Genomic DNA, 13,745 nt, shown 5'->3' with positions numbered 1-13,745 from the left:
TTGGTCGTCTGACGTTCGGCTATGTTAAAACCCTGTATTCGCTCAACCTTTGTCCTACAGGATCCAGCATGCCGCTCACCGGAAAACCGCTCTCAGGTCTGAAAGTCATTGAATTGGGTACGCTGATCGCGGGGCCGTTTGCCTCGCGCATTTGCGGAGAGTTCGGTGCCGAGGTGATCAAAATCGAGTCCCCCGATGGCGGCGATCCGTTGCGCAAATGGCGAAAAATGTATGAAGGCACCTCGCTGTGGTGGTTCGTCCAGGCGCGCAACAAGAAATCCCTGACCCTGAACCTCAAACACCCCGACGGCCTGGCGATTTTGAAAAAATTGCTCAGCGAGGCGGACATCCTGATCGAGAACTTTCGCCCTGGCGTCCTGGAAAAGCTCGGTCTGAGCTGGGAAGTCTTGCACGCACTGAACCCGAAACTGGTGATGGTACGTCTCTCGGGTTTCGGTCAGACCGGGCCGATGAAGGATCAGCCAGGCTTTGGCGCCGTCGGTGAGTCCATGGGTGGCTTGCGATACATCACCGGGTTCGAAGACCGGCCACCGGTGCGCACCGGGATTTCCATCGGCGACTCTATTGCCGCGCTCTGGGGCGTGATCGGCGCATTGATGGCGCTGCGTCATCGCGAGGTCAACGGTGGCCTTGGCCAAGTGGTGGATGTGGCGCTGTATGAAGCGATCTTCGCCATGATGGAAAGCATGGTTCCGGAATTCGACGTGTTCGGTTTCATCCGCGAACGCACCGGCAACATCATGCCGGGCATCACGCCCTCGTCGATCCACACCAGTGCCGACGGCAAACATGTGCAGATCGGCGCCAATGGCGATGCGATCTTCAAACGTTTCATGGTGATCATTGGTCGCGAGGACCTGGCCAATGACCCTGTGTTGGCGAGCAACGACGGACGCGATAGCCGTCGCGACGAGATTTATGGGGTGATTGATCGCTGGGTCAACTCACTGCCGCTGGACACCATCATCGAGCAGTTGAATCAGGCCGACGTACCGGCCAGCCGGATCTTCAGTGCGCAAGATATGTTCAGCGATCCGCAGTACCTGGCCCGGGAAATGTTCCTGAAGGCCAAGTTACCGGACGGCAAAGATTTCAAGATGCCGGGAATCGTGCCGAAACTATCAGAGACACCCGGCACTTCGGAATGGGTCGGGCCGCAGTTGGGCGAACACAATGCGCAGGTACTCAACGATCTTGGTTATGACAAGGAACAGATCGCAAAGCTGCGTGAAGACGGGGCCATCTAAGCTGGAACGCCTGCTTTCATCAGCACTCGATCACGCCCACGGCTGGCGGGTTTTGGCGACGCTCATCTTATTGTCGTGCCTTGGCTCTCCCGCCTCGGCGCAACCCAAAGAGACGCTGATCTGGCTGCTGCGCGATTTGCCGCCAACGATGATTCTCGAAGGTCCGAAAAAAGGACAGGGAATCATCGATCAAATGCTGCCGCTGTTGATCGCCGGCATGCCGCAATACCAACACGCCCTGATGCGGGTCAACCGGGCCCGTGGCATGCAAATGCTCCACGAAGCGTCGTTGACGTGCGATCCCTCGCTGGTCTGGACCAAGGAGCGGGAACAGTCGATTACGTTCTCCATTCCGGCCTTCCGCGCCGTCAGCAATGGCCTGGTCGTCCGGCAGGAAGATCGAGCGGTGCTGCAACCGTTTCTTGTCGACGGTGAAGTCGATCTGGCGGCTATGCTCGCCAGTGGTCGACAGAAAGTCGGGGTGGTGGCTGAGCGCAGTTATGGTCAATTCCTCGACACGCTGCTGAAACAGGCACTGCCCGACGCGCTGACACGTCACTACGGCAACGACGCCCTCGGCAGCCTGTTGCAGATGCAACGCTTGGGTCGCTTGCAGGTGGTTTTGGGTTACTGGCCGGAAATTCGCTATAAGGCCGATCAGGCACAGATGACCGACGACCAGCTGGCGTTCTACCCGGTCAGAGGCACGGGTAAATACCTGTCCGGGCACATCGGCTGCTCCAATACACCTCAAGGCCGAAAGGCGATCAATGAGATCAACCAGCTGTTACGCACCATGGCGCACGATCGACTGGATCAGCAATACGCTGACTGGCTGGATCCGGAAAGGCGCAGCGACTACCTGAAAGAAACCAAAGCGTTTTTTGAGCATCAGGCCGAGCAATGACAAATCGCAGGCAAAAAGAAACCCCGAGAAGTGGGGAGACGACTCGGGGTTAAACGTGGCCTACATAAAGACCAGTGGCAGCAAGCTACAAGCACCGGAGCACAATGCTTGATCCTGCTGTTACAAGGTCTGACTGACCTAAACGCAGGAAGGTTCCCACAAAAAACAATTCAATTTCGGTTGGCCAGGATTTTGTCCTGAGCAGCATTACGCAACGCCGCGATGACGCAGGGCTCCAGCCTGCCTTCGGCGATCAGCACATCGCGGTGCAATCCGTCGACGACATCGGTCAACAGACGTTTGCTGGTCAACTGGTCCTGATTGAACGCCCGCTCGACCACGATCGCGCCGGTCGCATTTTTCAGTGTCACCAGGCATTCGCCCTGGGTTCCCGACGGGGTCAACGTTACCTGATACGGGCTCAGAGCTTCACCGAGCAATAGACTGATACTTTCCATCTCGATCACCACTCAATAGTCCGAAAACAAAGTGCCTGGGGCGTGCCTACAGTAAATGACCACTGGCTCGAGAAGAAAGTTCTGGATACCGACTGCTGGGGAACCTGCGCCGCGGGTCAATAGAGCATGCACGGCCAAGATGACAGTAAAAAAACAGCCGCGTCATACCTGCTGCTTGCGCTTACCGATATCGATCCATCCGCCCAACAGACCCCGCAATTGTCCGTCGGCACTGTAAAACGGCACCGTCCACTGATAGACATGCCTGACGCCGTTGTTGAACATTAATTGACGCTCGGTGAAGCGGGTCTTGCGCGTACCGAGCTGGGCCATGAACTCTGCATGCAACAGTTCGGCGGTCTCTTTAGGCAAGATGTCCAGTTCAATCAGTTGTCGTCCCTGAACCTGATCGAAACGGGTCGACAAGCCCTCCTCATAACTTTTGTTGCACATGATCAAACGCCCTTCCAGATCACGAACAAACATCGGATCGGGCATGGCGTCCATCAACGCATGCTGGAAGGCGAGCTGATCACTCAGACTTTTCTCGGCATCCAGGCGTTGCTGGATCAATACCGTGAGCCGTCGGTTCCAGAGCAGGGATAACAGACCGAACAGACTGACGATAAACATTCCCCAGCAGCCCCACTCGGCGAGTCGGTGCCAGGCGTCGGGCACCTTGACGGGAGCAATCCCATTGAGCCATTTCAGGCGAATGGCGCGCAATTCGGCAGGATCAAGCGCCTCAAGCGCCTTGTTGAGGATGCTCGACAGCTGAGGCTGACCTTTGCGTACGGCCAGGTGGTCCGCCTCCCATTTGCCCTCCACCGTATACCCGACCTTGAGCTGCCCGGACGGATAGAGTTGTGCTCCGGTTTCGTTCTCGATAGTGGCATAAGCCTCACCGCTCTCGACCAACGCCCGGGCTTCCGCATAGGTTTTAACCAAGCGCAGCTCGATGTCCGGATTGTCGCGGCGAATCGTGGACTCCAGCGCATGCCGGGTCGGTAACACCAGAACCTTTCCCGACAGCTGCTCCAGGGATTGCACTTCTGGCGCCCCCGCCCGCCCGACGAACACCCAGCCAGCGCCACCGAACGCATGACTGAAATCCAGAAACGTCTTGCGTTCGTCATTCATCGCCAGCGTCGTGCTCATGTCCGCGGCACCGTTTTCCAGCCGTCCAAGCAACTGATCGGTGGAAAACGATTCTTCATGAACAAACTGCAATCCCGTCATCGCGCTGATGCGGTTGAGCAGATCATTGTTCAAGCCGCTCCATTGGCCGTGCTTATCCTTGAACAGGTACAGCGGGTATTGCACCGAGGCGACGATGACTTTTGAATGCTCGGCAATCCATTTCAACTCCTGAGCATCAAGCTCGATTCTTAGGCCAGCAACCGATCCTTTGGAATCGGTTGCCGCCAATTGCGACGCGCTCCCCCATTGAGCAAAGCCCAGGGTGCCGACTAAAAAAAACATCCAGCACGCAGCTGGTTTTAACCCTCTGAAAAACAGCATTACCACTTCCCTTCGTGATCAACTCGCCCGTCCTTCATGGGGCGAAAACCCAACAAGTGTGACATGCAGAAATGAGAAAGCCCGTCAGGAGACGGGCTTCAAAATGTGACAGTTTTAATTGGTTACAGAGGCTTGCCGCGGTTGCCATGCTTGCTGACAAAGGCCTGCACGGCTTTCAGGTCATTTGGCAGCACGGTGCAGCGCTCATCTCGCTCAAACAAATCAGAAAGATGTGCAGGCAGTTCGAGCGCTTTTCCTACGCCAGCTTTTTCCACAGCGTCCGGGAATTTGACCGGATGCGCCGTACCGAGGATCACCATCGGGATATCCAGGCTGCGACGGCACTCGCGCGCCGCCTTCACGCCGATAGCGGTGTGCGGATCCAGCAGTTCGCCGGTTTGCTCAAAAACTTCGGCAATGGTTTCGCAGGTTTGTGCATCATCCACGGCCAGCGAATCGAACAGCTTGCGAGCTTCGGTCCAGCGTTCCTGTTCGACGCTGAAACCGCCACCTTGTTTGAAGGTGTCCATCAGCCCGGCGATCGCTGCGCCGTTGCGACCGTGCAGGTCGAACAGCAGGCGTTCGAAGTTCGACGACACCATGATGTCCATCGACGGCGACAGCGTGGCGTGCAGGGTGTCCTTGACGTACTGATTGCCGCTCATGAAGCGGTGCAGGATGTCGTTGCGGTTGGTGGCGACGATCAACTGGTTGATCGGCAGGCCCATGTTGCGCGCCAGGTAACCGGCGAAAATGTCGCCAAAGTTGCCGGTCGGCACCGAGAACGATACCGAACGTGCCGGGCCGCCCAACTGCAGGGCTGCATGGAAGTAGTAAACGATCTGGGCCATGATTCGCGCCCAGTTGATCGAGTTCACGGCGACCAGACGCGTGCCTTTGAGGAAGCTCTGGTCGGCGAAGCTGGCCTTGACCATTTCCTGGCAATCATCGAAGTTGCCTTCGATGGCGATGTTATGGATGTTCTCGCCGAAGATGGTGGTCATCTGGCGACGCTGCACTTCGGACACGCGGTTGTGCGGGTGCAGGATGAAGATGTCGACGTTTTCGCAGTGCTTGCAGCCTTCGATGGCGGCCGAACCGGTGTCGCCGGAGGTGGCGCCGACAATCACTACGCGCTCACCACGTTTTTCCAGCACGTAGTCGAGCAGACGACCCAGCAGCTGCAAGGCGAAGTCCTTGAACGCCAGGGTCGGGCCGTGGAACAGCTCCAGTACCCATTCGTTGCCGTTCAGCTGACGCAATGGCGCCACGGCGTTGTGGGAAAACACACCGTAGGTTTCTTCAAGAATCTTTTTGAAATCGGCATCAGGGATGCTGCCGGTGACGAACGGGCGCATTACCCGGAAGGCCAACTCGTGATACGGCAGGCCGGCCCAGGAAGCGATTTCTTCCTGGGTGAAACGTGGCAGGTTTTCCGGGACGTACAGACCACCGTCCGTGGCCAGACCGGCCAGCAGGACATCTTCGAAATTCAGGGCCGGTGCCTGGCCGCGGGTACTGATATAACGCATGACTGGCTCCAATAGACAGTGTTCGCAAACCCGGGCTCGCAGGCGAGCCCGGTGAACGATAACGGCTTAGTTCAGGTGCTCGACGCGGATCCGTACGACCGGACCGACTACGCCCGCCAAGGCCTCCAGGGCGGCGATCGCGTCGTTCATGTGCTGTTCCAGCACGCGGTGAGTCAGCAGGATCATCGGCACCAGGCCGTCGTGTTCTTCGACTTCCTTCTGCATGATCGATTCGATGTTGATACCGCGCTCCGACAGGATGCTCGCCACCTGCGCCAACACGCCCGGATGGTCCTTGGCCTGGATGCGCAGGTAATAGGAGCTTTCGCAGGCCTCGATCGGCAGGATCGGGTGGGCCGACAGCGAATCCGGCTGAAAGGCCAGGTGCGGTACGCGGTTTTCCGGGTCGGAAGTCATGGCGCGAACCACGTCCACCAGGTCGGCGATCACCGACGAAGCGGTCGGCTCCATGCCAGCGCCAGCGCCGTAGAACAGGGTCGAACCGGCGGCATCACCGTTGACCATCACCGCGTTCATCACGCCGTTGACGTTGGCGATCAGGCGATCGGCCGGGATCAGCGTCGGGTGCACGCGCAGTTCGATGCCGGCTGCGGTGCTGCGCGCCACGCCCAGGTGCTTGATGCGATAGCCCAGCGCTTCGGCGTAGTTCACGTCAGCGGTGGTCAGCTTGGTGATGCCTTCGGTGTAGGCCTTGTCGAACTGCAGCGGAATACCGAACGCGATGGACGCCAGGATCGTCAGCTTGTGGGCCGCGTCGATACCTTCGACGTCGAAGGTCGGATCGGCTTCGGCGTAACCCAGGGCTTGCGCCTCGGCGAGTACGTCTTCGAAGGTGCGGCCCTTCTCACGCATTTCGGTGAGGATGAAGTTACCGGTGCCGTTGATGATGCCGGCGACCCAGTTGATACGGTTGGCCGACAGGCCTTCACGGATCGCCTTGATCACGGGAATGCCACCGGCCACAGCCGCTTCGAACGCCACGATCACGCCTTTCTCGCGCGCCTTGGCGAAAATTTCATTACCGTGAACGGCAATCAGTGCCTTGTTCGCGGTGACCACATGCTTGCCATTCTCGATGGCCTTGAGTACCAGCTCGCGGGCAACGGTGTAGCCGCCCACCAGCTCTATAACGATGTCGATCTCAGGGTTCGTGGCCACTTCGAAGACATCGTTGGTAATCGCAATACCGGTCGTTTGGAACTGAGGCTTTGGCGTGCGCATGGCAATTTGTGCCACTTCGATTCCACGCCCGGCACGACGAGCAATTTCCTCGGCGTTACGCTGAAGTACGTTGAAGGTACCGCCACCGACGGTCCCTAACCCACAGATGCCTACTTTGACCGGTTTCACTGTGAACTCCCCATAAAACGGCCGACTCAAGGCCGGCCGTGAAAACAACCGCATACTCGCGGTTCTCTATTAATGGCTCGGCGAACGCTGCCGCCGAACCATGATCGTCAATGGCTGACCGTGACGATGCGAATTTATTTCGCGTCCAGCGCCAGTTTGGCGACTTGTGGCGCAGGCTGGTAGCCCGGAATGACCTGGCCGTCGGCCAAAACGATGGCCGGTGTACCGTTTACGCCGATCGACTGACCGAGGGCGAACTGCTTGGAAACCGGGTTATCGCACTTGGCGGCCTTGATTTCCTTGCCGTCGACCATCTTGTCCATCGCGGCTTTCTTGTCTTTCGAGCACCAGACCGCTTGCAGCTGCTCATCACCCGGTGAGCCCAGACCCTGGCGCGGGAACGCGACGTAACGCACTTCAATCCCGCGCTTGTTCAGCTCAGGCACTTCAGCGTGCAGCTTGTGGCAGTACGGGCAGGTGGTATCGGTGAACACGGTGATGTGCGATTTGGTTTCGCCGATCGCCGGGTATACCACGGTTTCAGCCACCGGAATTTCGTTGACCAGTTTGGAAACGCCCAGGCGCTCGGTCTTCTCGGTCAGGTTGACCGGCTTGCCGTCCTTGAGCTGGAACATGTAACCCTGAACGACGTACTGGCCATCGGCGCTGGCGTAGAGCACGCGGCTGCCCTTGAGCTTGACTTCGTACAGACCTGGCAGCGGGCTGGCGGTGATGGTTTCTACCGGAACCTCGAGCTGGAGGTTTTCCAGGCTTTTACGAATGGCTTTGTCGGCCGCGTCATCGGCGACGGCAAAGGTGCTGACCAACGCAATGGCTGCGGCGGCGAAAATCTGGGTCAGACGCATGAGAACTCCTGAAGGCGGACAAATGGGACGATCAGAACGCCCGTGCCGAAACACCGGGTCATAAACGCCCATCGTGCAAACCGGCAAAGCCTACCACATAAGGCCCTCGTGACCGAATGCGCCTGTCGCGAGACATCGTGGTGGCGCTGGCTGTTATGTGGGAGCGGGCTTGCTCGCTCCCACAGGAATCGTGATCATCCGCGCGGGTGATGCTTGGCATGCAGGTCCTGCAAACGTGCACGGGCGACATGGGTGTAGATCTGCGTGGTCGACAGATCGCTGTGGCCGAGCAGCATTTGCACCACCCGCAAGTCCGCGCCATGGTTGAGCAGGTGCGTGGCGAAGGCATGGCGCAAGGTGTGCGGCGACAGCGACTTGCCGATACCGGCAACCTTGGCCTGGTGCTTGATGCGATGCCAGAAGGTCTGCCGCGTCATCTGCTCACCGCGCTGGCTGGGGAACATGACATCGCTGGGACGCCCGCCAAGCAGCTCCTGGCGGCCATCGCGCATGTAACGCTCGACCCAGACAATCGCCTCCTCGCCCATCGGCACCAGCCGCTCCTTGCTGCCCTTACCCATCACTCGCAGCACGCCCTGACGCAGGTTGACCTGCTCCAGCGTCAGGCTGATCAGCTCCGTCACACGCAAGCCGCAGGCATAAAGCACTTCGAGCATGGCGCGGTCGCGTTGGCCGATGGCTTCGCTCAGGTCAGGTGCTTTTAACAACGCTTCCACATCCGCTTCCGACAAGGACTTAGGCAATGGTCGACCCAGCTGCGGCATATCGACACGCAAGGTCGGATCGACTGCAATCAGCTTTTCCCGCAGCAAATAGCGATAGAAGCCACGCACGCCGGAGAGAAATCGCGCTGTCGAGCGGGGTTTGTAGTTTTGCTCCAGACGCCAGGCCAGGTGATCGAGGATCAATTCGCGGCCGGCATTGATCAACTCCAACCCTTTTTCCTGCAGCCAGCCGTGGAACAGGGCCAGGTCGCTGCGATAGGCATCGCGGGTGTTATCGGAAAGACCTTTCTCCAGCCACAGAGCGTCGAGGAATTGGTCTATCAGGGGATGGTCAATGGCGGGCATAAAGACTCAGGCAAGACAGGTAACGACTGGAAGGTGAAAGACAGTCTTTCATAGCCCACGGAACCATTGCACCTATAAATTGCAGGCAACAAAAAAGCAGCCCGTAGGCTGCTTTTTTCTGCATCGGAAGCTGGACTTAAGCCAGTTTTTCCTTGATGCGAGCTGCTTTACCGGACAGGTCACGCAGGTAGTACAGCTTGGCTTTACGTACGTCACCGCGACGTTTAACGGCCATGCTGTCGATTTGCGGGCTGTAGGTCTGGAAAGTACGCTCTACGCCAACACCGTTGGAGATTTTACGAACGGTGAAAGCACTGTTTACGCCGCGGTTACGCTTGGCGATAACAACACCTTCGAACGCTTGCAGACGCGAACGGTCGCCTTCCTTCACTTTCACCTGAACGACAATGGTGTCGCCCGGGGCAAAGGTAGGGATCTCTTTGGTCATCTGCTCTGCTTCGAGTGCAAGGATGATTTTGTTAGTCATGCTGTGCTCCTAAGGTAAATCGTCGGATCTACCATCGATACGTTGTTAACTATCGTCCCGCTCGTGGATGTATTCCTCGAGCAGCTTCTTCTCTTCTCCAGAAAGCGAGCGGCTTTCCAGAAGATCGGCGCGTCGTTCAAAGGTCCTACCAAGGGACTGCTGTAAACGCCAACGCCGGATATGCGCGTGATTGCCACTTAGCAACACGTCGGGAACACGCTGATCCGCATACACCTCCGGTCGGGTGTAGTGCGGGCAATCCAGCAAACCATCCGTAAAGGAATCTTCCTCAGCGGAGTCCGCATGCCCTAAAGCTCCAGGCAGCAGTCGTGTAACCGCATCGATCAGGACCATCGCCGGCAGCTCGCCGCCAGACAGTACATAGTCGCCAATCGACCACTCTTCATCGACATGAGCCTCTATAAAACGCTCGTCAATGCCTTCATAGCGGCCGGCAATCAGGATCAATGCATCCAGATTCGCCAACTCGCGTACCGCCGACTGAGTCAGTTGACGGCCTTGGGGGGACAGGTAAATTACCTTCGCCGCCTCCCCGGCTGCTGCCTTGGCCTGAACCAACGCATCTTCCAGGGGCTTGATCTTCATCACCATGCCCGGACCACCGCCAAATGGGCGATCGTCCACAGTGTGATGTCGATCCGTCGTGTAGTCTCGCGGATTCCAACAGGTGAGCTGCAAGAGCCCCTGTTTCACCGCACGACTGGTGATGCCGTACTCGCTGATGGCGGAGAACATCTCGGGAAACAAACTGATCACTTCTACGCGCAAGTTAGCCACGTTTAGAAGTCCGCATCCCATTCCACCTTCATCTCGCCTGCGGCAAGGTCGACGGCCAACACGCATTGCTCCGTATAGGGCAACAGGCGTTCGCGATCATCCAGGCTGCCAGCGCAAGGCTTGACCACCATTACATCATTGGCGCCGGTTTCCAGAAGATGATCGATTTTCCCGAGCAATTGCCCGAGTTGATCAATGACCTTCAGACCTTCCAGCTGGTACCAGTAGTACTCGCCGTCGGTCAATTCAGGGAACAGGTTGCGCGGCACGCAGATCTCATAACCGGCCAGAAGACGCGCTTCTTCACGATCATCAAGACCCTTGAGCTTCGCGACCAGGAACTTATCGTTCCCGCGTCCGCTGACCAGCTCGACCTGTTTCACATTACCTTCGCGCTTGAGCGTCCAGGTTTTGTACTGCAACAGGTTTTCAGTCGGATCAGTAAAGGAATACACCTTCACTTCGCCGCGAACGCCATGAACCGAATAAATTTTGCCGATAACGATCAAATCATCAGCAACAGCTGGCGTCGCGTTCATATTGCTCAGGCCGCAGCCTTAGCCGCGTCCTTCAACAACTGAGCAACACGCTCAGAAGGTTGTGCACCAACGCTCAGCCAGTAGGCTACGCGCTCTTGGTTCACGGACAGACGGACTTCTTGACCACGAGCAACAGGGTTGAAGAAACCAACCTGTTCCTTGTGCGAACCGTCGCGCGGGTTGCGGCTGTCGGTTACGGTCAAGTGGTAAAACGGGCGCTTTTTGGAGCCGCCAAGGGCAAGACGGATTGTTAGCATGTGAACATCGTTCCTGTAGTCGGTGCTGCAAATCTAAAGGCACAGCGGGCATAGGTGCCCGAAAGGCCGCATATTCTAAGGAATATCCGGACTTTTGCAAATGTCTTTTTCCGGCTGCCTATCGGCCGCCATCAAGATTTGCTATAGAGCCGTCGTTGAAAACGGCCAGTCAGCTCCCGCCAAGTGCGGGTTTGCTGGAGATCCCACTTCCGTGTGGGAGGTGCAAGGGCAAGCCCCTGCGTAAATTATTTACATTCTCGGCATACCGCCGCCGGGCAACATACCGCCCATGCCGCGCATCATTTTGGCCATTCCGCCTTTCGCGGAGAACTTCTTCATCATCTTCTGCATCTGCTTGTGCTGCTTGATCAAGCGACCGATGTCCTGCACCTGAGTGCCGGAACCCATGGCGATCCGGCGTTTGCGCGAACCACTGATCATCTCAGGGTCGCGGCGCTCGGCCGGTGTCATGGAATTGATGATGGCTTCCATCTGCTTGAATTGTTTCTCTGCCGCGCCCTGGGCGTTGCCCATCTGCGCGAGGTTCATACCGCCCATGTTTGGCAGTTTGTCCATGAGGCCGCCGAGGCCACCCATGTTTTTCATCTGTTGCAGCTGATCGCGGAAGTCTTCGAGGTCGAAGCCCTTGCCCTTCTTCAGCTTCTTGGCCAGTTTGTCGGCCTTGTCCTTGTCGAGGGTCTGTTCGGCCTGCTCGATCAGACTGAGCACGTCACCCATACCGAGGATGCGTGAAGCAATACGCTCAGGATGGAACGGCTCGAGCGCGTCGCTCTTCTCGCCCATACCGATGAACTTGATCGGCTTGCCGGTGATGGCGCGCACCGACAGTGCAGCACCGCCACGGGCGTCGCCGTCGACCTTGGTCAGGATCACACCGGTCAGCGGCAGCGCGTCGCCAAAGGCCTTGGCCGTGTTGGCGGCGTCCTGACCGGTCATGGCGTCGACCACGAACAGCGTTTCGACCGGGTTGATCGCGGCATGCAGCGCCTTGATCTCGCCCATCATCTCTTCATCGATGTGCAGGCGACCGGCGGTATCGACGATGACCACGTCGATGAATTTCAGTTTTGCTTCTTTAATGGCTGCTTGCGCGATGTCGACCGGCTTCTGGCTCAGGTCGGACGGGAAGAAGGTTACGCCGACTTCACCCGCGAGCATTTCCAGCTGCTTGATCGCTGCCGGACGGTAAACGTCCGCAGACACGACCATGACCGACTTCTTCTTGCGCTCTTTGAGGAAGCGCGCGAGCTTGCCGGCGGTGGTGGTTTTACCTGCACCTTGCAAACCGGCCATCAGCACGACGGCCGGAGGAACGGCGCTCAGGTTCAAGTCTTCGTTGGCCGCGCCCATCAGGCTTTCGAGTTCGGCCTGGACGATCTTCACGAAGGCCTGGCCCGGCGTCAGGCTGCGCGACACCTCGGTGCCGACGGCGCGTTCCTTGACCGAATTGACGAAGTCCTTGACGACCGGCAAGGCGACGTCAGCTTCGAGCAACGCCATGCGCACTTCGCGCAGGGTGTCTTTGATGTTGTCTTCGGTCAGCTTGGCCTTGCCGGTGACATGGCGCAGCGTCTGCGAGAGACGGTCGGTTAAGTTTTCAAACATTGCGCGATCCTTTCAGGCCCTGTGTAGACCGGGATAATGGCGGCCCAGACCGGAATAAACATGTGCTCGGCGAGCCTGCGGCGTGGGCAGGTCGCGGATTATAGCGAAGACTGCGTCTGGCGGACACCTCGTCGTCAGGTTGCATGGTCTTTCGTGCTGCGGGGGTTCTATGCCAAACTCAGCGCCTTTCGGGCTTGCCTAACAGGATTTATGCTCCCCTTGTCACCCAGTTTGCTAACTACCCTCGCCGCCGCCTGCTTATATGCCGCTGCGACCCTCTATCAGGGCACTCGTCTGGCCACCGGTGCCAAGGCGAACAAACGCCTGCTGGTCACGCTCGGCGTGCTCGCCGTGCTGGCTCATAGCGCCAGTCTGTTCACCCACCTGCTGACACCGATTGGCCTGGGCCTGGATTTTTTCAGCGCCGCCAGCCTGATTGCCGCCGCGGTGATTGCCCTGACGCTGTTGGCCTGCTCGCGGATCCCGGTGGAAAACCTGCTTATATTGCTGTTCCCGCTCGGCGCCGCCACCGTGCTGCTCGCACAGTTCGCCCCGGCCGGCACCGTGCAGATCATCGACGAAGAACCGGGCATCCTCGCCCACATCCTGCTGTCGATCCTCGCCTACGGCATGTTCACCATCGCGGTATTCCAGGCGTTGCTGCTGCTGGTTCAAGACCATCAGCTCAAGCACAAGCACCCGTCGGGCCTGATCAAGAACTTCCCGCCGCTGCAAACCATGGAAAGCCTGCTGTTCGGTTTCCTCTGGGCCGGTTGGACCCTGCTGTCGCTGTCGCTGATCTCCGGCTGGCTATTCGTCGACAACCTGTTCGCCCAGCACCTGGTGCACAAAACCTTGCTGGCCTGTCTCGCCTGGATCGTCTTCAGCGTGCTGCTCTGGGGCCGTAATCGCCTCGGCTGGCGCGGACACAAGGCCATTCGCTGGACCCTCGCCGGTTTCTGCCTGCTGATGCTGGCCTATTTCGGCAGTAAGCTGGTTCGTGAATACATCCTGCATATCTGAC

The 13,745-nt window shown here is 58.2% G+C and carries 14 protein-coding genes; 3 read left to right on the top strand and 11 right to left on the bottom strand.

Annotation, left to right across the window (positions count from 1 at the left end; translation table 11 throughout):
- The first annotated feature begins 68 nt into the window (after nt 1-68).
- The gene (locus JFU47_RS22970) at nt 69-1,268 is read left to right on the top strand and encodes a CaiB/BaiF CoA transferase family protein (protein ID WP_201185860.1); all 1,200 of its coding nucleotides are present in this window, start codon (nt 69-71) and stop codon (nt 1,266-1,268) included.
- Nucleotides 1,249-2,175, top strand: coding sequence for a TIGR02285 family protein (locus JFU47_RS22965; RefSeq protein WP_446739648.1), 927 nt, complete (start codon nt 1,249-1,251; stop codon nt 2,173-2,175). The genes JFU47_RS22970 and JFU47_RS22965 overlap by 20 nt, the downstream gene beginning before the upstream one ends.
- 170 nt (nt 2,176-2,345) lie before the next feature.
- On the opposite strand, the gene JFU47_RS22960 is transcribed toward JFU47_RS22965, so the two are convergent.
- From JFU47_RS22960 to ffh, 11 genes are all read right to left on the bottom strand, one after another.
- Entirely contained in the window at nt 2,346-2,633 is a 288-nt protein-coding gene (locus tag JFU47_RS22960; protein WP_201185856.1) for a DUF3509 domain-containing protein, read from the bottom strand.
- A gap of 162 nt (nt 2,634-2,795) precedes the next feature.
- Nucleotides 2,796-4,154, bottom strand: a complete 1,359-nt coding sequence (locus JFU47_RS22955) for a transporter substrate-binding domain-containing protein (RefSeq protein WP_201185854.1) — start codon at nt 4,152-4,154, stop codon at nt 2,796-2,798.
- Between the two features lie 122 nt (nt 4,155-4,276).
- On the bottom strand, nt 4,277-5,686 hold the full coding sequence (thrC, locus tag JFU47_RS22950) for a threonine synthase (protein WP_076029878.1): 1,410 nt from the start codon (nt 5,684-5,686) through the stop codon (nt 4,277-4,279).
- Between the two features lie 66 nt (nt 5,687-5,752).
- Nucleotides 5,753-7,057 (bottom strand): homoserine dehydrogenase, encoded by a 1,305-nt coding sequence (locus JFU47_RS22945; protein WP_046053481.1) that lies wholly within the window; start codon nt 7,055-7,057, stop codon nt 5,753-5,755.
- A 134-nt stretch (nt 7,058-7,191) separates the two neighbouring features.
- Nucleotides 7,192-7,923 carry a bifunctional protein-disulfide isomerase/oxidoreductase DsbC gene (gene dsbC, locus JFU47_RS22940; protein ID WP_123365749.1) on the bottom strand — a complete coding sequence of 244 codons (732 nt, stop codon included), beginning with the start codon at nt 7,921-7,923 and terminating at the stop codon, nt 7,192-7,194.
- Between the two features lie 194 nt (nt 7,924-8,117).
- The gene (gene xerD / locus JFU47_RS22935; protein WP_201185852.1) at nt 8,118-9,014 is read right to left on the bottom strand and encodes a site-specific tyrosine recombinase XerD; all 897 of its coding nucleotides are present in this window, start codon (nt 9,012-9,014) and stop codon (nt 8,118-8,120) included.
- Between the two features lie 136 nt (nt 9,015-9,150).
- The gene (rplS, locus tag JFU47_RS22930; protein WP_003175895.1) at nt 9,151-9,501 is read right to left on the bottom strand and encodes a 50S ribosomal protein L19; all 351 of its coding nucleotides are present in this window, start codon (nt 9,499-9,501) and stop codon (nt 9,151-9,153) included.
- A gap of 45 nt (nt 9,502-9,546) precedes the next feature.
- A complete protein-coding gene (gene trmD / locus JFU47_RS22925) occupies nt 9,547-10,320 on the bottom strand; it encodes a tRNA (guanosine(37)-N1)-methyltransferase TrmD (RefSeq protein WP_201185851.1) in 774 nt (257 codons plus the stop codon).
- On the bottom strand, nt 10,302-10,838 hold the full coding sequence (gene rimM, locus JFU47_RS22920) for a ribosome maturation factor RimM (protein ID WP_008014731.1): 537 nt from the start codon (nt 10,836-10,838) through the stop codon (nt 10,302-10,304). Before rimM ends, trmD begins: the two co-directional genes overlap by 19 nt.
- Nucleotides 10,839-10,843: 5 nt before the next feature.
- Complete coding sequence (gene rpsP, locus JFU47_RS22915; RefSeq protein ID WP_007944872.1) at nt 10,844-11,095, bottom strand: 30S ribosomal protein S16; 252 nt, start codon at nt 11,093-11,095, stop codon at nt 10,844-10,846.
- A gap of 249 nt (nt 11,096-11,344) precedes the next feature.
- The gene (gene ffh, locus JFU47_RS22910; protein WP_074879887.1) at nt 11,345-12,721 is read right to left on the bottom strand and encodes a signal recognition particle protein; all 1,377 of its coding nucleotides are present in this window, start codon (nt 12,719-12,721) and stop codon (nt 11,345-11,347) included.
- Between the two features lie 210 nt (nt 12,722-12,931).
- Here ffh and JFU47_RS22905 point away from each other — a divergent pair, with 210 nt between their 5' ends.
- Nucleotides 12,932-13,744, top strand: a complete 813-nt coding sequence (locus JFU47_RS22905) for a cytochrome C assembly family protein (RefSeq protein WP_046053341.1) — start codon at nt 12,932-12,934, stop codon at nt 13,742-13,744.
- The last annotated feature ends 1 nt before the right edge of the window (nt 13,745 follow it).

This window comes from Pseudomonas sp. TH39(2020) (genome assembly GCF_016650715.1).
Lineage (GTDB): Bacteria > Pseudomonadota > Gammaproteobacteria > Pseudomonadales > Pseudomonadaceae > Aquipseudomonas > Aquipseudomonas mandelii_C.
The sequence above is the reverse complement of the archived record's forward strand: the minus strand, read 5'-3'. Positions and strand labels throughout refer to the sequence as shown.